Source organism: Synechococcus sp. B60.1, from assembly GCF_047462555.1.
In the GTDB taxonomy this organism is placed as follows: domain Bacteria; phylum Cyanobacteriota; class Cyanobacteriia; order Thermostichales; family Thermostichaceae; genus Thermostichus.
The window spans coordinates 1-17,464 of the sequence record NZ_JANSJN010000064.1; the positions used below are offsets into that span (position 1 = coordinate 1).

Here is a 17,464-nt window from a genome sequence, read left to right on the forward strand (position 1 = left end):
GTCAAGAACATGACCCGTCAAGCTAAGGGTAAAGGGAAGAAGCGCAAGGCCGGACTAAACAAGTCTATTTTGTCGGTTGGGTTTGGTACGCTGAACCAAATGCTGACCTACAAAATTGAGCAGAAGGGCGGTTTGGTCTTGTTTCTTCCTACACAAACCCTCAAGCCGTCTCAGCGCTGTCCGCAGTGTGGTGCTGTTCACAAGGAGTGGGCAGAGCTAAGTAACCGCTATCATGTCTGCCCTGCCTGTGGTTTTGCGACACCGCGGGACAGGGGGACGGTGATGGTACTGTACAACGTTGCCGTTAATCGGCAACCGGGGCTGGGAACCAGCCTCGTGAGTCTTGGATGCTTCAGCTCTACTTCACAGACCCGGTACACGGGATCCACGGAGCAACTGGGGCAGAAGAAGAGACAAAAGCTCCGCTGCCAAGCGGGTGAGGAAACCCCACCCGCCTACGCGGTGGGGTAGTTCATAACCTCACGAATTAGGGGGATGCCAAAACTGGGCCGCAAGAATCTACTGGCTATGGCCAGCCCTTAGCAAGGTGGGACTGTGGGGTGGCTTAGCGGTGTCTGTCGAACCAGCGCATCAGCATCGCCGCCAGGCGTTCAGGGTTGTGGCGCACCAAGCCAGTCTCAGAATCCTCTTGCATGACATTGGCCAAGACAGCCCGACAGCCCAGGTAGGCCAGCTTATCCGGATCCAAGACCACAAACTCGGAACCGTTGCGGCGGTAATGTTCTAGGGCACGGGGGGAAGGGGGATCCCGTTGCACCAGGACAGCATCGAACAAGCGCACGCCCGCCACCCGATCCAGAGCCATGACGTGATCCCCAACGGTGTAGCCGTCGGTTTCCCCTGGCTCGGTCATAATGTTGCACACGTAGATGTGGGGTGCCATGTTCTTGGCCAAGGCTTCCACAATCTCCGGGATCAAAAGGTTGGGGATGATACTGGTGTAGAGACTGCCCGGCCCCAGCACCACAAACTCTGCCGCCTCGATGGCCTCGATGGCCTCAGGCAAGGCGGGAGGGTTGGGCGGGTCGCAGCCAATGCGACAGATGCGCCCCCTGGCTTTGGCAATGTTGGACTCGCCCACCACACGGCGGCCATCGCTTAACTCGGCCCAGAGGGTGACATCCGCCAGGGTAGCCGGCAGCACTCGTCCTTGAATGGCCAAGACTTGCGAGGTGGCGGTGATGGCCCGAATCAGGTCGCCGCCGGTAACGGCGGTGAGGGCGGTGATGAACAGGTTGCCAAAACTGTGCCCGCTCAGCCCTTCCCCAGCCTGGAAGCGGTATTGAAACAGCTCCGTGAGCAGCTTTTCTTCGTTGGCCAAGGCGGTAAGGCAGTTGCGGATGTCGCCGGGGGGCAACACGCCGATCTCCCGCCGCAAGCGCCCTGAGGAGCCGCCGTCATCGGCCACAGTAACAATGGCGGTGATGTTGGAGCTGTAGCGCTTCAACCCTCGCAGCAGGTTGGAAAGGCCGGTGCCGCCCCCCAGCACCACAATGCGAGGGCCACGGCTCAGGCGTCGCCGCAACAGGAGCTTATCCACCAGCGCCTCGTCTCCTTCTGGGATCAGCACATCTTCGATGGAGCGCATGGCGCTGCGGAAGCCCAGCACCACCATCACCAGGCCGATCCCGGTTACCAAGGGGCCGCTGATGGTGTTTGGGATCCAGGTGGTGATCAGGCGCAGGGTGATGTCGATTAATCGCTTGAGGCGAAAGATGGGGGTCAGCTCTGTCCAGATGGCGATGCCCAGCACCATCAGCAGCACGCCCCCCACGGCCAGGGTGAGCCAGCGCTTGACCGCCAGACCAGGGAAGAGCCATTTCCAGCCATTTCCCGGCCAAGCGGCCTTGCGACGGCGAGGCCCCCCCACGGTGGACTTGTTGCTGAGCACGGGCTTAGTCATGGGGAGGTGCAGGAACACCGGCCAAAGGGATCCTAACCTGTTGCTGTTCTACGCCAGCGTCAGGGGGGGGCGGGCCAAAGCGAGCCTCCAGCTCCCGCTGCGAATCCAGCAAATGGCGGTGCTGCACCTGGATGTTCAGGGCAGGCAGGGCAGGGTTGTCGGTGGGGACGGCCCAAGGCCGCAGATCTTGAGCCAGGCGCTCCACCAGAGCCACAGAGCGATGTTGCCCGCCGGTGCAGCCGATGGCCACGGTTAGGTGGGGCCGTCGTTCTGCTCGGTAGTGGGGCCAGAACGCCTGCACCAGAGAAAAGATCTGCCGGTAGGTGGATTGGGTAACTGGATCCGCAAAGAGGAACGCCTGCAGAGGCGGATCCTGGCCGGTCAGGTGGCGCAGATGGGGCTGAAAGAAGGGATTGGGCAAAAAGCGCACGTCGAACAGCAAGTTGGCATCGAGGGGAGCACCGTACTTGAAGCCGAAGCTGACCAGCCTCAGGTTGAGCGGCTGCGGGATCCCGTGGGCCAGGGCCTGTAATTGCTGCCGCAGTTGCTGGCTGTCCAGCTCAGACGTATCCAGAAGGTGGGTGCAGCGCTCCCGCACGGGGGCCAGATCGCGCACTTCCTGCTCAATGGCCTCCAACAGGCCAACGCCAGGGTGGTGAGGGTGGGGGCGGCGGTGGGCGCTAAGACGGTTGAGCAATACCAGAGGACGGGCCTCCAGAAAGAGGAAAGGGATCCCTTGCGCTTGCCGCCAGCGGTCAAAGGCAAGGAACTGCTCCCGATATTCCGGGATGTGGAGGTTTAGGCTCACCGCCAGAGCAGGGTGGCGAGGCCGCATCGCCTCGATCAAAGAAACAGCCTGGTCAGGCGGGATCCCTTCCAAGCCGGTGTAGCCCAGTTGTTCCAATTGCTGGATGGCCAGGGTTTTCCCAGATCCCGTCAGCCCAGCGATAACCAGAACAGGCAAGGTCACGGGGGTCGGTCTAGTCGGTTGATCGTCCATGCAGCCTATTCTAGGGCGAGGGGGAGCCGAAAAACCGGATGCCAAGCGCTCAAGTCTGGGAGGCTGTTGCAGCTTCTCTGTCCGTTTTCCCCGCCGGTCTCAGGAGGGGAGCGCTGGGGCAGAGATCGGCCAGAAAACACTGGTCGCAAAGGGGTTTACGGGCGGTGCAAATGGCCCGCCCATGGTCGATCAGGCGAATGGACCAATTTTCCCAGTCGGCTTGCGGCAACAACTGCATGAGATCCCGCTCGATGCGCACGGGATCCTCGTGCTCGGTGAGGCCGAGGCGACGGCTGAGGCGCTTGACGTGGGTATCGACAGTCACGCCGGCGTTGATGCCAAAGGCATGGGCCAGCACCACATTGGCCGTCTTGCGGGCCACCCCCGGCAGAGTGAGCAGCTCCGGCATGGTGCGCGGCACCTGGCCGCCGAAGTCGGTCACGATCTTGCGGCAGGCCTCTTGGATGTGTTTAGCCTTGTTGCGGTAGAAGCCGGTGGAACGGATCAGGGCCTCGATCTCCTCCCGTGGGGCTGCCGCCAGCGCCTGGGCATCGGGAAAGCGGCGAAACAGCTCCGGCGTAACTTGGTTGACCCGCTCGTCGGTGCACTGTGCAGACAAAATGGTGGCCACCAGCAGTTGCAGCGGCGTTTGGTAGTGGAGGGCACAGGTGGAGTTGGGATAATGGCGCTTCAGCCGGATCAGGATCTCCAAAGCCCGCTGGCGCAAAGCCCGCTTGCTAGTCATCTGCAGCTAGCCCGACCCGGTGACAATGGCAAGGGTGTCCTTAAAGATCAGCACTACCCCCAGACCCAGCAGCAGCACCAAGCCCGTCTGCATCACCCGTTCCTCCAGTTCTCTGGGCAGCCGCTTGCCGCGGATCGCTTCCAGGATCAAAAAGGCGATGTGCCCCCCATCCAAGGCGGGCAGGGGCAACAGGTTGAGAATGGCCAGGTTGATGCTGATCAAAGCGGTGAAATTAAACAAGCTGGCCGCGTCATCCCGCGCCAAGTCGGCACCAATCTTGACAATCCCCACCGGCCCGGATACCTGGGTGGCCGTGTTTTGGAAGTTCTGCAGGAGCTGCTGCAGGCCACTGATGTTCATCATCACCAGGCGCTGGTAGGCATTCCCGGCTTCGGCAAAGATCTCTGCCAGGCTCTGGGCCGGGCGCAGTGTCACCTCTTGGTTGGGGGCCAGGTTGACCCCAATGGCCACCACCTCTCCCCGCATCTCGGGAATCACCGTGATCTCCAGAATGGGATCCCCTTCCCCTCGCTGCACCTGCAGGGGGACGGGCTGGTTTTCGCTGCGGCGGATCAACGCCTGAAAATCATTGAGAGCTGCCAAGGCCGAGGTCTCGTCGGCAACTGTGCTGTAATCGTGGTCGGCCGCCCGCAACACCACATCTTCCGCCTGCAAGCCAGCTTGCTCCGCCGGGCTATCCGGCATCACCTGAGCAATGAGAATGCCAGGCTGGATGCGCGTAACCGAGGGGATCCCCACCGAAGCAAACATCAGCACCAGTACCAGGTAGGCAAAGGCCAGGTTGGCCATCACCCCCGCGCTCATCACCACCAGGCGATCCGCAACAGGGCGGTTCTTCAGCAGATCCGGGTCGTCGGGCGGGTAGGGGGAGCGCTCGTCATCGTCGGGAAAGCCCACGTAGCCCCCCAACGGCAGGGCGCGAATGGCGTACTCCGTCTCCTTGCCCTGGTAGCGCCACAGCACCGGGCCAAACCCCAGCGAAAAGCGGTTGACGTGGATCCCTTGGAGTTTGGCTGCCGCGAAGTGTCCCGCCTCATGCACCAGGATCAGCAGGGCGAGGATGGCGATGGAGAGGAGGACAGGCATGGGCTGGCTTGAAGGAAAGAAGGAAAAAAGGTCAAGAGGCAGAGAGTCACAGCGACGGCTGCACCTGCTGCCCTAGGGAACCAAGATAACAGACCAGAAGCGGCAGAGCCCTCAGAACACCTGTTCTACTTCCAGGATGTCAGGAATGCTCTCCCGCAACTTGCGCTCGATGCCCATTTTTAAGGTCAGGGTGGAACTGGGGCAGGCGCCACAGGCCCCCTGTAGGCGCAGCTTCACCACCGGGCCGTCGATTTCCACCAGCTCTACATTGCCGCCATCGGCTTGCAGGTAGGGGCGCAGCTCGTCCAACACTTTTTCCACATTTTCGGCGTTCAATTCCAGTGCTTGTGCCATAGTTGCTTCCAGCTTTGCTGAGACCTTGCCTAAGACGTTGATTGTAGCGATTTCTCGCCTCACCCCCCAAGCCAGGGAGGGATGGCCTTTCTTCAGCATAGTCTCCTTCTTTCGGGGTGGGGGATGAGATCCCCCTCTTCAGCCAGAAGACTAGAATAGGAGTCGGATTTGCCTATTGCGAGTAGCAGACCCAAGCATATTCTGAGCAGGGGCGCTTTCTTCGCCATGTTAGATGTCTTGCTGATTGGGATCTTCATGTTGGCCGGGGCAGGTCTCGGATTCTACGGCCTGGATCTGCTCCCTCCTGCCGCCATCCAGGGGGCCAATGTGGAGGGGGCGCGCGTGGTTACCAGCGGCTTTGGTGTCCTGGCGGGTTTGGCTTTGGGATCCCTGGTGCGCTGGGGCTACCGCCGCTTCGAGGCCAATGTACGCTCGCTGCCGCCGGATGTGTTGATCAGCCGCTCGGTGGGGCTGGTGATTGGCCTGGTGATTGCCAATTTGGCCATGGCTCCTGTCTATTTGTTGCCCCTGCCCCAGCAGCTCAATAACTTTATTGAGCCACTGGCCTCCATCTTTTTTAGCCTGTCCTTTGCCTACTTGGGGGTAAGTTTGGCCGATACCCATGGCCCTGCACTCCTGCGCCTGTTCAACCCCAACTACGCCCTGCAGGCGGCGGCAGAAGGCAGTGTGGTGGCGGCCAGCGCCAAGGTTTTGGACACCAGCTCGATCATCGACGGGCGCGTGGCCCAGTTGATCGAGACGGGCTTTTTGGAGGGGACACTGGTGATCCCTCGCTTTGTCATCGCGGAGCTGCAAACCATTGCCGACAAAGCCGATCCGCAAAAACGGGAGCGAGGTCGCAGAGGGTTGGATACGCTGCAAGCGCTGCGCCAGTCTTACCCCGAGCGCTTTGTGATTCACGAAGCCAACTACCCGGATCTGACCACCGTGGACGAGAAGCTGGTGCGCCTTGCCCAAAATGTGGGGGGAACGCTGGTGACCACCGATTACAACCTGAAAAAGGTGGCCACGCTGCAGGGGATCAAGGTGCTGAACGTGAACGAGCTGGCCGAAGCGCTGCGACCCATCTACATTGCTGGCGATAGCTTCGAGATCAAGATTACCCGCGAAGGCAAGGAGCCGGGCCAGGGGGTAGGCTATCTGGAGGACGGCACGATGGTGGTGGTGGAAGAGGGACAGCGCTCTCTGGGCAAGACCCGCTCTGTTGTGGTGACCAGCGCCATTCAAACCTCGGCGGGCCGGATGATCTTTGCCCGACTCAACAAGGACTCCAGCCCAGCTTCCTCTGCGAAAACCTGAGGCTTCAGGCCGAAGAGCTCTGTTTTTCCGACGCAATGATGGCCTCTTCCCCAATGGGTGTCCTCCAACCAGATCTAATTTTCTACACCCAGGATCGCCAGCAGCGTTTCTGGAGTTTTTATTGGGAGGGTGCTGAGAACTACGCTATCTACCCGCCGCAGATCCTGAGCGGACAGCAAAGCTGGGAGGTGGCTAATGCGGAGGAGTACCAAGCCAAGCTCGAGCAGGTGTTTGCGAGTGGGGATCCCTTGCAGCACCAGTGTCAGGTGATCTCTCCCCGCTACAAGTTGCACTTGCATCTTTGCCTCAACCCGGTGCGGGACATGGAGGGGGAGGTGGTGGCCGTCTCGGTGGTGGGCAAGGTGTTGGGGGCAACGCCTTTCAACTTGGCCGGCGGAGCCAGCAGCTCTACTGCCCAGCCCCATCCCCTTCTGACCAACCCGGTGCCGGGGATCACGGCCCAGTTGCTGCGCAACATCGGCCACTCCCTGGATATCCGCGAGCTGTGCCAGCAGACGGTGGAGCAGTTGGGGCAGTTGTTTGGGGTGGATCGCTGCCTGTTGGCCCTCTACGAAGTGGGGCAGGACTCCCTCACGGTTAACGCCGAGTACCGCCGCAACCCAGGGGATCCCTCGCTGTTGAACCAGACGTTGCGTCTGGCGGATCACCCGCCTCTGCTGCAAGCCCTTCGTCAAGAAGAGCCGGTGGTGATGGGACGCCATCTGGCCATCGCCATGTCTTACCGGGGCTATGCCAACAGCCTGCTCTGGCTGGAAGTGTTGCCCCCCAACGAAGCCCCCGTCTGGCAGGCCGGCCACCTCCAGGTGCTGCAGAGCATCGCCACCTACCTGGGCACGGCGATTGCCCACGCCATCTTGCTGGATCAAAGCCGCCAACTGGCCACTCGCCTGCAGTTGGCCAACCAGACACTGCGCCAGAAAAACAAAGAGCTGGAGCAGGCCCGTGCCCAAGCAGAATCGGCCAACCAACTGAAAAGTCAATTCTTGGCCAATACTTCCCATGAGCTGCGCACCCCTCTCAACGGGATCATCGGCTTTATTAGGCTGGTGCTGGACGGAATGGCCGAAAGCCGAGAAGAGGAGCTGGACTTTTTGCAGGAAGCCTACCGCTCGGCCCTGCACCTGTTGGCCTTGATCAACGACGTGCTGGACATCGCCAAGATCGAGGCAGGCAAAATGCAGTTGGAGTTTCAGCCCTGCGACCTGCAAGTCCTCTTCAAGGATGTGGAGGCCAAAACCAGTTTGCAGGCCAGTCAAAAGGGATTGCAGCTCAGCTTCTACCTGCCCCCCACGGCAGAGCCCATTTTGCTCTATGGCGACTACCAACGCCTGCTGCAGGTGATGCTCAATCTAGTGGGCAATGCCATCAAGTTTACCCCCAGGGGTTCTGTGACGGTGCGAGCAGACCTCCTGCCGGGCGAGCCGGGGATGGCCCGCATTCGCGTGATTGACACCGGGATCGGTGTGTCGTTGGAAAAGCAGCAGAAGCTGTTTCAGGCCTTCACCCAGGTGGATGGCTCCACCACCCGCCAGTACGGAGGCACCGGCTTGGGCTTAGCCATCAGCCAACGGCTGGTGGAGGCGATGGGGGGAGAGATCAACTTCTATAGCCTGGGCGAAGGGCTGGGATCCACCGTCACTTTTACCGTGCCCCTCTACCGCCAGCCGCTCCTGGGCGGGGAGGCGAGCCCAGCTCAAAAAGGTTCCCCCGAGGATACAGATCCCAACCTAATCTCCTATCCGGCCCAGTGCTGATCCAGCAATGCCCTATCCCCGCAAACGGTTTGGCCAGCATTGGCTTAAGGATCCCACGGTTCATGAGGCGATTTTGCGGGCTGCCCAGTTGCCGCCCCCTCAGAGGGATCCTCCGTGGGTTCTGGAGATCGGCCCTGGCACTGGGCAGTTGACGCAGCGGTTGCTGGCCCAGGGCGTACATGTGGTGGCAGTGGAGATCGATCGAGATCTGTGTCGGCTGCTGCAAAAGCGCTTCGCCGACCAACCCCGCTTTCACCTGGTGGAAGGAGATTTTCTTCGCCTGCCGCTCCCGCCTCAGCCCCGCCTGCTGGTGGCCAATATCCCCTATAACCTCACCGGCCCAATTTTGGAGAAAGTGCTGGGATCCCCGGCCCAACCGGTGAGGCAGTTTGAGCGCATCGTCTTGATGGTGCAAAAAGAGCTGGCTGAGCGCCTGCAGGCCGGCCCCGGCAGCAGGGCCTACGGTGCTTTGAGTGTACGGGTGCGTTACCTAGCTGAGTGCGAGCTCATCTGCCGCGTGCCCCCCAGCGCCTTCCGGCCTCCTCCCCAAGTGGAATCGGCAGTGGTTCGCCTCACTCCCCGCCCTGCCCCCATCCCCGCCCGCGATCCCCGCTGGTTCTCCCAACTGGTTTGCCAGGGCTTCTCCACCCGCCGCAAGCAACTTGTCAACGCTCTAGGAGGCCTCGTGGATCGCCAGACCGTGGCCGCCGCTCTCGCCCAGCTCCGCCTCAGCCCCACGGCCCGTGCCGAAGAGCTGGATCTGCCCGATTGGCTGGCCCTGAGCGATCTGCTACTGGAGCAGACACCTAGGATGGCTGCCGTTTCCGGCGAGGGAAAACCGCGGTAGGGTGAGAGGGAGTCCTCAAGGGTTTTTCACCAGATTCCAAAACAACCTATGCTCAACAACCAGGGCAAACAGATCCTTGTAACTGGCGGTACCGGTGGGCTGGGGTTGGGAGTAACCCCCGTGCTCCTGGACACAGGGGCAGAGTTGATCTTGACCTACCGCCAAGAAGAGGAGTTGGCTGTCTTGCGGCAGCGCCTGCCGGCCAATAGCCTGGGCCAGGTGCGCTGTGTGCAGGTGGATTTGCTGAACGAAGCCGCTGTGGCACAGCTCATTGACGATCTGCCCCGCGTTGATGGCTTGGTGCACCTGGTGGGCGGCTTTGCCATGGGCCCCACCCACGAGTACAGCTTAGAAAATTGGCGGCGTGACTTTGACCTCAATCTCACCACCACTTTTTTGGCCTGTAAGCACAGCCTGCGCAAGATGTGGCAACAGGGTTATGGACGGATCGTGACCGTGGCCTCCCGAGGGGCGGTAGAGCCGGGATCCCAACTGGCCGCCTACTGTGCTTCCAAAGCGGGGGTGGTGGCCCTGACCCGCACCATTGCCGCCGAAACCAAAGGCACTGACATCACCGCCAACGCAGTTCTGCCCAGCATCATCGACACGCCAGCCAACCGGGCTACCATGGGCTCCGAGCAGGCGGAGCTGTGGGTAAAGCCCGAGTCTATCGGCCAGGTGATCGCCTTTTTGGTCTCGGAAGCGGCGCGGGATCTGAGAGGGGCAGCGATCCCGGTGTACGGCAATGTCTAAGCTGCTTGGTTGACCGCACCCCCAGACGGCCTTCATGATACGAGGGTAGAGGCTTATTTTCGTGCCGTTTTCTTATGCTGAAGCGATTGTTCTCGGGGGGCTGGCGTCGGCAAATTGGCCGCATTGAGGTAACAGGGGTGATCGATGGCAGAACCCGGGAGCGGGTTCTCAAAGCCTTGAAAGAGGTGGAAGAAAGACAGATCCCGGCAGTGGTGTTGCGCATCGACAGCCCCGGTGGGACAGTGGCAGACTCCCAGGAAATCTACAATGCCCTCTCGCGCCTGCGGGAACGCAAGGGCACCCGCATTGTGGCCAGCTTTGGCAACATCGCTGCCTCTGGGGGGGTTTACATTGCCATGGGAGCCGAGAAAATTGTCAGCAACCCCGGCACCATCACTGGCAGCATCGGCGTCATTATCCGCGGCAACAATCTCGAACGGCTGCTGGACAAGGTAGGGATTTCCTTTAAGGTCATCAAGTCCGGCCCCTACAAGGATATCCTTTCCTTTGACCGCGAGCTGACCCCAGAAGAGCGCAACATCCTCCAAGAGTTAATCGACATCACATACGGCCAATTTGTGCAAACCGTTGCTGCCGCTCGCCGGCTGAGCGTGAATGTGGTCAAAACCTTTGCCGATGGCCGCATTTTCAGCGGCGAACAAGCTCTGCACCTGGGCGTGGTGGATCGCCTGGGCACAGAAGAGGATGCCCGCCTCTGGGCCGCGGAGCTGGCAGGGCTGCCGCCCGATGCGAAGTTCTGCGATCTACTCCCACGGCGCAGGGGTTGGGCTCGCTTGCTACCGGCGGCAGAGGCATTGGCGCGTCTGCAATTTGAGGTAAGCACCTCAGGCTTGCCCCTGTGGCTCTACACTGGTTCGTGAGAGGTGACCTCCAGAACTGTGAGGATTGGTTCTTCCGCCTCCAACCCTTATGCCGGCATAAGAGAAAAGCAAAGCCGGAAGCCGCTTTGCCACTCGTTCCTGGCCGGGGGCTGGGGGTGGTGCATCTGGCTTTCTGGAGTTATTCCTCTATTTGCCAGGGATCCTGTGCCAACTCCTCGTCGAAGATGCGGGGGGGACGCACTGCCATCAGCACCTGGCCCAGCAGGGGAGAGGGGGGCAAATTCTCTATCCACTCCACCGCCACGGCTCCCTCCCGATCCACCAGGAAAACCCCCGCCATTCCTTCCCAGGTGCGAACGGCGCGATCGACCACCAGCAAAATTGGATCCTGTTCTTCTTCAGGTGCCACCGGCCAGCCCAACAGGGATCCCAGCAAACCATTCTCCACCTGCAGGGCGACTGGGTCGGCGGCCCTTTGAATGGCTGGCCAAGCGGGCAAGGCCATCCACGTTTGCCCAGCCACGCTGGTGACCCAACCAAAAAGGCCTTGAGGCTCAACGGCAGGGATCTGCTCCCAGGTGGCAGTAGAAAGAGGCAGGGATCCAGCCACCGGCATCAGGCGGGGCAGATCCTCTTCCGGGCGAAACACCGAAAGCCTGGGCAACGGCTTGCGCTGGGGTTGGGAGCCGGGAGCCAGCGTCGACAAGAGCCGCTCAACCTGTTGGCGGGCCGTTTCGCTGTGGGCATACTGAAAGGCGCGGCCAATGGCCCGGGCTCGCTCCTGTAGATCGCGGGTTTCCTGGGCAGTTTTCCAGGCTTGATAGGCCACCGCATCGCCAGGGTGATCCGTGAACCCTTCCGGGAGCTGCCGCAGTTGGGCATAGTTCTTCATGGCACGGGCGATCTCGTGCGCCTCATCGGCACCTAGGTTGCGGCTGACAATCAGCTCCGCCACCCGGACGCGATCCTGGGGCGAGAGGATGCGCAACTCGTAGAGGATATCGCTGCCTTTTTGGGCAAAGTGCTCCAAAACAGCTAAGCTGGCTCCTGCTTTCGCCATTCCTTCGTAAACCTGGGCGGCGACAATGATCTGGTTTTGGCGGACGGGCTCAAACCCAGTCGCCTCGAAGATGGCCTGGGGAGTTACTTTCTGTCGTTGCAAGCTTTGGCAGGCCTTTGCCCAGTCCAGCCACCCCCCCTCTTTGCGCCGCAGCCGATCCATCAACAGGCTGGGATCTTCCTCCGGAACAGAGGATTCCGGCAAATGCTGACTCATCGCTAGGCTTCCTCCGCAACGACAATAGCCCAAAATAAACTACCCCACCGCCCAGGCGGGTGGGGTTTTAGCGCTACGCGCCGCTGACGCGAATAGTAGCTCTGCAGTTGGCAAGCCAACCACGAACCCCCCTCTATCCCCCCGTATACAGAGGGAAGGGGGGCAGGCTGGTTTATGGCAGCCCCCCAAAAGTGCAATCACATTCTTGACTCCTGCTCTTGCCGCCTTGTAGCGCACAAACTGCCTCAACGGGCAGAACGCCCCTCGCGCTAGCGGGCCGTAGGCCTCACTGTTCAACCGCCGCCGTTCTGTCTAGCTGCGCGGCTGTTGGTTGACACGTTCCCCCTCCCGCCAGCGAACCTTAGGCCTTGGTTGCGTCCAGCTTTGGGGCTCGCGACGCAGCCACCTCGAGCTTGCAGGAGATAGTCAGGACTTGGGTCATACTTATTAGGTGCCATCCCTCCCCACCGTACCGTATGGACGGTGGGGTACCCCGCCTATTGCGATGAACTTTGGTGGGCACACTAGCTCATGCTGACCCGGCTACGGTCGTAGTTGAGCCGAAAAGTGGGATGTACCTTCCCCTGGATGCGGTTCCAGAAGTTGCGCACATTGACGTGCAGGCCAACCCGCTCTGTGCCACGCACCAACATGGCTTGCTGACGAATCCGAATCGCGCGTTGGTGGCCCATCATCAGGCGGCGAGCCAGCTCATCCAGAACGTGAGAACGGCCAGGAGCAGGTGCCTCGGCTGTCTGAACGGTTTGAGCCGGCGCTGCAGCAGCTTCGGAACGATAGGCCACACCCCGATAGAGCAGGTCAAGGTTGGTGGGCAAAACCACCGGCTTGCTCAGGTGGCGGAACCGCCAGTCCAGCCCCCGATAGCGACCCCCCACTTTGCCCGGAGAAACAGTCACCGTCGCCGGTGAGTGGGTGTAACCAACGCCACGGTAAGAGAGTTCCATGATCTTCGCCTCCAAATGTAATAGTCTGCATCCACTTCACTTCCTGAGGAGTGACCCGGGATGTCCCGTGGACAGTCCCAGGGGTTGAGGCGCGTTCCTTCGGGATAGCTCCCTACTTCCGTCCTCCGGCTGCCGTCTTGCTCCTTCCTGGATCGAACAGCACGCGAGAGGATGAACGATTTCTATCTACGTTCTGTATTATAAGCTACGGTTTTGAGGTATCGCTATCAACTTTTAACAAAAATTTCTCCTGATCCCCTGTCTGGCTGCCCGAGAACCCCTACTGGGGTGCAGGGGATCCCCTTCGGGAGCCGGTTTCAGCGTTTTGGGCTGGGCCTTCTACCCTCTCGAGAGGTGAAGAGAGGCATTATCGTGGAAGAATACTCAGGATTGGCTACAAAAGTTCATACTCCTCGGTGGGTGTCTCTGTGCAGGAAGACTTTCGCCTGATTCTGGACATCGTGACGGTGTTGGCGGCAGCAGCGGCGGGTGGCTTTCTGGCAGCGCTGCTGAGGCAGCCGGTGTTGCTTGGGTACCTCCTGGCGGGGATCCTGGTGGGGCCAACGGGTCTGGGGTGGATCAAAGAAGTGGTGCAGGTGGAAACTCTGGCCCAGTTCGGGGTGACCTTTTTGCTATTTACCTTGGGGGTGGAGTTTTCCCTCAAAGAATTGCGCCAGGTGCGGGGGATCGCCATTGGCGGCGGTGCCTTGCAGATCGGCCTGACCATCGCGATCACAGCGGTGCTGGCGGTGGCCAGCGGCTGGCTGACGCCGGTGCAGGGGATCTTCCTGGGGGCGGTGCTCTCTCTGTCTTCCACGGCGGTGGTGCTCAAAAGCCTTACCGAGACCAACCAGATGGGCACGCCCCAAGCTCAGGCCATGCTGGGGATCTTGATTGTGCAGGATCTGGCGGTAGGGCTGATGCTGGCGGTGTTGCCGGCTTTGGATTGTCCTTTGCCGGAGCTGGCGGGATCCCTGGCCAAGTCCCTGGCGGAGATCGGCCTGGTGGGTCTGGGAGCAGTGGTGGGCGGGATGTGGCTGGTGCCCGCTTTCCTGCGGCTTTTGGCGCAGCAGGAGAGCAAAGAAGTGTTTTTGCTGGGGGTGATCAGCCTCTGTGTGGGGATTGCCCTGTTGACGGAGCGGCTGGGCATTTCCAGTGAGATCGGGGCTTTTATCGCCGGGCTGATGATCTCAGAAGTGGAATACGCCGACCAGACCCTGGCTTACGTAGAGCCCTTGCGGGATGTGTTTGCCGCCCTCTTTTTTGCTGCCATTGGCATGCTCATCGATCCCAGCTTTATCGCCGCCCACCTGCCCTTGATCCTAGGGTTAGTGGGGCTGGTGATGGTGGGCAAGTTTTGCCTGGTGGCCCCTTTGGTCGGTCTGTTCGGCTACCCGCTCCCCTCAGCGGTGTTGGTGGGGCTGGGCCTCTCGCAGATCGGCGAGTTCTCCTTTGTCTTGGCCAGTGAAGGGCAGGCGCTGGGGCTGGTGTCGCGGCAACTCTATTTGCTCATCGTCAGCACCACCGCTGTTACCCTGCTCGTCACTCCCTTTCTGCTCAGGGGCGCGCCGCGACTGCTGGCAAACTTACAAGGGATCCCCTTCTGGGCCCGTTGGCTGGAAGGGAGCGAGCAGCCCCGCGCTCTGGCTCCCGACGCTCCCCAAGAGGGGCACGTGGTGGTGTGCGGCTATGGACAGGTGGGGCAAGACATCGTGCGCATCCTGGAAGCCCGTCGCCATCCCCTTTTGGTGATTGACCAGTCGGAACGGGTGATCCAACAGTTGCGCTCGCGCGGGATCCCCTATCTCTACGGCAATGCCGCCAGCGCCCTGGTGCTGGAGAAAGCTTGTCTGTCCCAAGCTCGCGCCCTGGTGATCGCCCTGCCGGATCGCCTGAGCATGCGCCTCTGCTTGAAACGGGCGCTGGAACTGGCGCCCCACCTGGATGTGGTGGTGCGGGCCACCCATGAAGAGGACATCGAGCAGCTCTATCAGTTGGGAGCCCGAGAAGTCGTCCACCCGGAATTTGAGGCCAGCCTGGGGTTGTGCAGCCATGTGCTGCTGAAGCTGGGCGAGCCCCTGGAGGTCATCCAGCAGGAGATTCTGGCCATCCGCAGCAGCCACTACCGCGATTTGCGACCTCTCCACCCCAGTTGCCTGATCCCCACGCCTGTCAGTTGGCTGACACCCCCTTCTCCCCCCCTCCCCGCTCCTGCCAACGGCAGCTCACCTGAGGTGCTGGCCTGGTGGGAACACTGGCAGCGCCCCGTGCAGCCGGAATGGGCAGGGATCTCAGGCTCCGCTGAGTAGATCTCTCAGGGGAGCTAGCCAGGATAAGGGATCCGCAAAAGCTCGTTGACCGGCGGGCGAGCCACCTGCAACTGTTTTCCGTCCGGCCACTGGATCTGGATTTCCTTGACCAGCGTTTCGGATCCCAGGCCAAAGTGGGCCACCGGCTCCATCTGACAGAGGTAGCCGCTGCCGGCATCGATGGGACGGATCTGCGTGCGAGTGGGGGTGATCAGCCGCACCAGGGCGCCGCGGGCCGGGGATCCTTGGCGAGTCAGGGGCAAGACCCTTAGCCAGTTGTTGGCATTAGCCAGGGGGCGGTAGAAGCTCAGGGGCTGGGCGCCTGATTCTCCGTGGGCAATGAGCAGCTCCAGGCGACCGTCCCCATCCACATCGGCGACTGCCGCTCCCGTCCCCAATCCCTGCGGCTCGGCAGCCTCTCCAATGTCAATGGCCTGCCAGCAGCCAGAGCGCCAGCCAAACAGGCGGTTGGGCTCGCCGATGTTGTTAAAAAACAGCTCCGGGTAGCCGTCGTTGTCGAAGTCGGCAGCAATCACCGTGCGAATGCGGGAGGGCCTGGCCAGCTCCGGCGGAGCCACGTTCTTAAAGATGCCGCTAGGGGTTTGGATCCAGAGGCGATGCGGCCCTTCCCAATTGCCGTAGACCAAGTCCAGCCGCCCGTCCCCATCCAGATCCACTGCTGCCACGCCGCGCCCGTGCTCGCCGGGATCCGCCAGCCCCACTTCGGCGGCAATTTCTTCAAAGGTGCCATCCCCGCGGTTGCGAAACAAAAAGTTGGGCCCCTGCTCGTTGACAGCAAAAATGTCCATCCGCTGCGAGACCAAGGGCAGGGCCACCAGCCCCCGCCCGCCCGTTACCCGGTTCACCCCCGCCTCTGGTGCCACATCGGCAATCATTTGGCCGGAGGAAAGCTCGTAAAGGCGCATAGGGCCGCCGTAGTTGGCCACGAAAAACCCGTACCGCCCCTGGCCAAAGCGATCCACGCAGGCCACCGAGCGACCGGCCGTCAAGTTGAGGGCATCTTGGTTGTGGGGTAGAGAGAACAGATCCACCCAACGGGATCCCTGCCAGTCGAAGAGGCGATCCCCAAAGCGCTTGCGCCCGCCGAAGGTATCGGTATTCAAAACATAGAGTTCTTCTTGGCCGTCGCCGTCGAAGTCGCCGGCAGCCACCCCGATGGCCATCCGCCCTGCATCGGCCAGAGTATCGTCCACCAGATCCATCAGCGCCTGGCCGTTCCACTTCAAAACCCGATTCGGGCCGCGGAAGCCGCACACAAACAGCTCAAAAGCCCCGTCCCGATCCACATCGCAAACGGCAACCCCATAGAAAAGGGCAGGGGGGTTGAACTGGAGGAGGGAGCTGCAATCTTGAAACATGGGGATCTCGTCGGGCGGATAGGAGAGGCAGGAACTGGTGGAGCTCCAGACTCTAATGGTATGCTAGATCCTCGCTGTAACTTCCCTTTCAACCATGCCACGCATCAAATCTGCCATCAAGCGCGTCAAGATTGCCGAACGAAATCGGCTGCGCAACAAAGCTACCAAGGCCATGGTGCGCGCGCTGATGAAAAAAGTGATCTCCCTCTCCTCTACTTACGCCGCCAACCCCCAACCGGAAACCCTGCAGGAGATTCAAGCGGCGATGAGCGCTGCCTTTAGCCGCATCGACAAAGCGGCCAAAACAGGGGTTCTCCACAAAAACACAGCCGCCCGTCGGAAGGCTCGTCTATCTCGGATTGTGCAACGATCCCTAGCCGCCACAAGTGCCTCCTAAGACAGGGTTTTGGACAGGCGGAGCCCAAAGGTCTCTACTGCTGCCCCGGAAGCAAGCTTAAGCATTTGCCTACCGAGCTTTTTTGACACTCCCACCGACTAAAGTCGGGGGATTCTTACGCAGTCCACAGACGGACTCGCAAAGGCACTGTCAAGACGCCCCTAGACAGTCCCTTGAGACAAAGCCCCAAGGTTCTGCTTACCTTCCTCAGTAGGTTAGCGGCAGCATTGGCATCTGCGTTAACCAGCAACCCTGCTGCCGTTTGGTACAGCCCCCGCTTTACTCGCTTCCCAGATGCTCGCCACCCGTCGGGTTTTTCACCATAGTTAGGTAGCTCATCCCCATCCAATCGGTGGGAATGAAGACAAAGCTCTGGTTGTTAACCTTGCCTAGGTTGCACTCTTGCTTTTGCCCTTGGTTCCAGCCAAAGATAATTCTCCCAATAGAGTGCTCTAGGCAGGAGTTGACAAC

16 protein-coding genes, 1 pseudogene and 1 riboswitch are annotated in these 17,464 nt (G+C 60.9%); of the genes and pseudogenes, 8 read left to right on the plus strand and 9 right to left on the minus strand.

Going from position 1 to position 17,464, the window contains the following annotated elements; translation table 11 throughout:
• The coding region (locus NW863_RS08445; RefSeq protein WP_414365776.1) for a zinc ribbon domain-containing protein at positions 1-471 on the plus strand (471 nt) is incomplete at its 5' end.
• Between the two features lie 94 nt (positions 472-565).
• Here the strand turns inward: NW863_RS08445 and NW863_RS08450 are convergent.
• The 5 genes from NW863_RS08450 to NW863_RS08470 all read right to left on the minus strand — a co-directional run bounded on the left by NW863_RS08450 (position 566) and on the right by NW863_RS08470 (position 5,130).
• Positions 566-1,924, minus strand: a complete 1,359-nt coding sequence (locus NW863_RS08450; protein ID WP_414365777.1) for a gluconeogenesis factor YvcK family protein — start codon at positions 1,922-1,924, stop codon at positions 566-568.
• Complete coding sequence (rapZ, locus tag NW863_RS08455; RefSeq protein ID WP_414365778.1) at positions 1,917-2,894, minus strand: RNase adapter RapZ; 978 nt, start codon at positions 2,892-2,894, stop codon at positions 1,917-1,919. Before rapZ ends, NW863_RS08450 begins: the two co-directional genes overlap by 8 nt.
• Positions 2,895-2,973: 79 nt before the next feature.
• Positions 2,974-3,669 carry an endonuclease III gene (gene nth / locus NW863_RS08460; protein WP_414365779.1) on the minus strand — a complete coding sequence of 232 codons (696 nt, stop codon included), beginning with the start codon at positions 3,667-3,669 and terminating at the stop codon, positions 2,974-2,976.
• Positions 3,670-3,675: 6 nt separating this feature from the next.
• A complete protein-coding gene (rseP, locus tag NW863_RS08465) occupies positions 3,676-4,776 on the minus strand; it encodes an RIP metalloprotease RseP (RefSeq protein ID WP_414365780.1) in 1,101 nt (366 codons plus the stop codon).
• Between the two features lie 111 nt (positions 4,777-4,887).
• Entirely contained in the window at positions 4,888-5,130 is a 243-nt protein-coding gene (locus NW863_RS08470) for a NifU family protein (RefSeq protein WP_414365781.1), read from the minus strand.
• Between the two features lie 225 nt (positions 5,131-5,355).
• On the opposite strand from NW863_RS08470, the gene NW863_RS08475 reads away from it, so the two are divergent.
• From NW863_RS08475 to sppA, 5 genes are all read left to right on the plus strand, one after another.
• Entirely contained in the window at positions 5,356-6,450 is a 1,095-nt protein-coding gene (locus NW863_RS08475; protein WP_414365782.1) for a PIN/TRAM domain-containing protein, read from the plus strand.
• 53 nt (positions 6,451-6,503) lie between these two features.
• Positions 6,504-8,225, plus strand: coding sequence for a sensor histidine kinase (locus NW863_RS08480; protein WP_414365783.1), 1,722 nt, complete (start codon positions 6,504-6,506; stop codon positions 8,223-8,225).
• 7 nt (positions 8,226-8,232) lie between these two features.
• Positions 8,233-9,072 (plus strand): 16S rRNA (adenine(1518)-N(6)/adenine(1519)-N(6))-dimethyltransferase RsmA, encoded by an 840-nt coding sequence (gene rsmA, locus NW863_RS08485; RefSeq protein WP_414365784.1) that lies wholly within the window; start codon positions 8,233-8,235, stop codon positions 9,070-9,072.
• 48 nt (positions 9,073-9,120) lie between these two features.
• Positions 9,121-9,825, plus strand: a complete 705-nt coding sequence (gene fabG / locus NW863_RS08490; protein ID WP_414365785.1) for a 3-oxoacyl-ACP reductase FabG — start codon at positions 9,121-9,123, stop codon at positions 9,823-9,825.
• A 74-nt stretch (positions 9,826-9,899) separates the two neighbouring features.
• Complete coding sequence (gene sppA / locus NW863_RS08495; protein WP_414365786.1) at positions 9,900-10,706, plus strand: signal peptide peptidase SppA; 807 nt, start codon at positions 9,900-9,902, stop codon at positions 10,704-10,706.
• Between the two features lie 139 nt (positions 10,707-10,845).
• Here sppA and raf1 read toward each other — a convergent pair whose 3' ends face one another.
• On the minus strand, positions 10,846-11,943 hold the full coding sequence (raf1, locus tag NW863_RS08500; protein WP_414365787.1) for a RuBisCO accumulation factor 1: 1,098 nt from the start codon (positions 11,941-11,943) through the stop codon (positions 10,846-10,848).
• Positions 11,944-12,467: 524 nt separating this feature from the next.
• Positions 12,468-12,908 (minus strand): DUF4278 domain-containing protein, encoded by a 441-nt coding sequence (locus NW863_RS08505; protein WP_414365788.1) that lies wholly within the window; start codon positions 12,906-12,908, stop codon positions 12,468-12,470.
• A gap of 88 nt (positions 12,909-12,996) precedes the next feature.
• A riboswitch (Glutamine riboswitch) is annotated at positions 12,997-13,088 on the minus strand.
• A 236-nt stretch (positions 13,089-13,324) separates the two neighbouring features.
• Between NW863_RS08505 and NW863_RS08510 the strand changes: the two genes are divergently transcribed.
• Positions 13,325-15,217, plus strand: coding sequence for a cation:proton antiporter (locus NW863_RS08510; protein ID WP_414365789.1), 1,893 nt, complete (start codon positions 13,325-13,327; stop codon positions 15,215-15,217).
• A gap of 14 nt (positions 15,218-15,231) precedes the next feature.
• On the opposite strand, the gene NW863_RS08515 is transcribed toward NW863_RS08510, so the two are convergent.
• Positions 15,232-16,596, minus strand: a complete 1,365-nt coding sequence (locus NW863_RS08515) for a CRTAC1 family protein (protein WP_414365790.1) — start codon at positions 16,594-16,596, stop codon at positions 15,232-15,234.
• 94 nt (positions 16,597-16,690) lie between these two features.
• Here NW863_RS08515 and rpsT point away from each other — a divergent pair, with 94 nt between their 5' ends.
• A complete protein-coding gene (gene rpsT / locus NW863_RS08520) occupies positions 16,691-16,993 on the plus strand; it encodes a 30S ribosomal protein S20 (RefSeq protein WP_414334928.1) in 303 nt (100 codons plus the stop codon).
• Between the two features lie 279 nt (positions 16,994-17,272).
• On the opposite strand, the pseudogene NW863_RS08525 reads toward rpsT, so the two are convergent.
• A pseudogene (locus tag NW863_RS08525) lies at positions 17,273-17,464 on the minus strand (hypothetical protein); the annotation flags it as partial.

Coding starts and splice junctions, on each gene's coding strand:
- NW863_RS08515 (WP_414365790.1), bottom strand. CDS start 16,596: ATGTTTCAAGATTGCAGCTCCCTCCTCCAGTTCAACCCCCCTGCCCTT.
- rpsT (WP_414334928.1), top strand. CDS start 16,691: ATGCCACGCATCAAATCTGCCATCAAGCGCGTCAAGATTGCCGAACGA.
- nth (WP_414365779.1), bottom strand. CDS start 3,669: ATGACTAGCAAGCGGGCTTTGCGCCAGCGGGCTTTGGAGATCCTGATC.
- fabG (WP_414365785.1), top strand. CDS start 9,121: ATGCTCAACAACCAGGGCAAACAGATCCTTGTAACTGGCGGTACCGGT.
- NW863_RS08450 (WP_414365777.1), bottom strand. CDS start 1,924: ATGACTAAGCCCGTGCTCAGCAACAAGTCCACCGTGGGGGGGCCTCGC.
- sppA (WP_414365786.1), top strand. CDS start 9,900: ATGCTGAAGCGATTGTTCTCGGGGGGCTGGCGTCGGCAAATTGGCCGC.
- NW863_RS08480 (WP_414365783.1), top strand. CDS start 6,504: ATGGGTGTCCTCCAACCAGATCTAATTTTCTACACCCAGGATCGCCAG.
- raf1 (WP_414365787.1), bottom strand. CDS start 11,943: ATGAGTCAGCATTTGCCGGAATCCTCTGTTCCGGAGGAAGATCCCAGC.
- rsmA (WP_414365784.1), top strand. CDS start 8,233: ATGCCCTATCCCCGCAAACGGTTTGGCCAGCATTGGCTTAAGGATCCC.
- NW863_RS08505 (WP_414365788.1), bottom strand. CDS start 12,908: ATGGAACTCTCTTACCGTGGCGTTGGTTACACCCACTCACCGGCGACG.
- rseP (WP_414365780.1), bottom strand. CDS start 4,776: ATGCCTGTCCTCCTCTCCATCGCCATCCTCGCCCTGCTGATCCTGGTG.
- NW863_RS08475 (WP_414365782.1), top strand. CDS start 5,356: ATGTTAGATGTCTTGCTGATTGGGATCTTCATGTTGGCCGGGGCAGGT.
- NW863_RS08470 (WP_414365781.1), bottom strand. CDS start 5,130: ATGGCACAAGCACTGGAATTGAACGCCGAAAATGTGGAAAAAGTGTTG.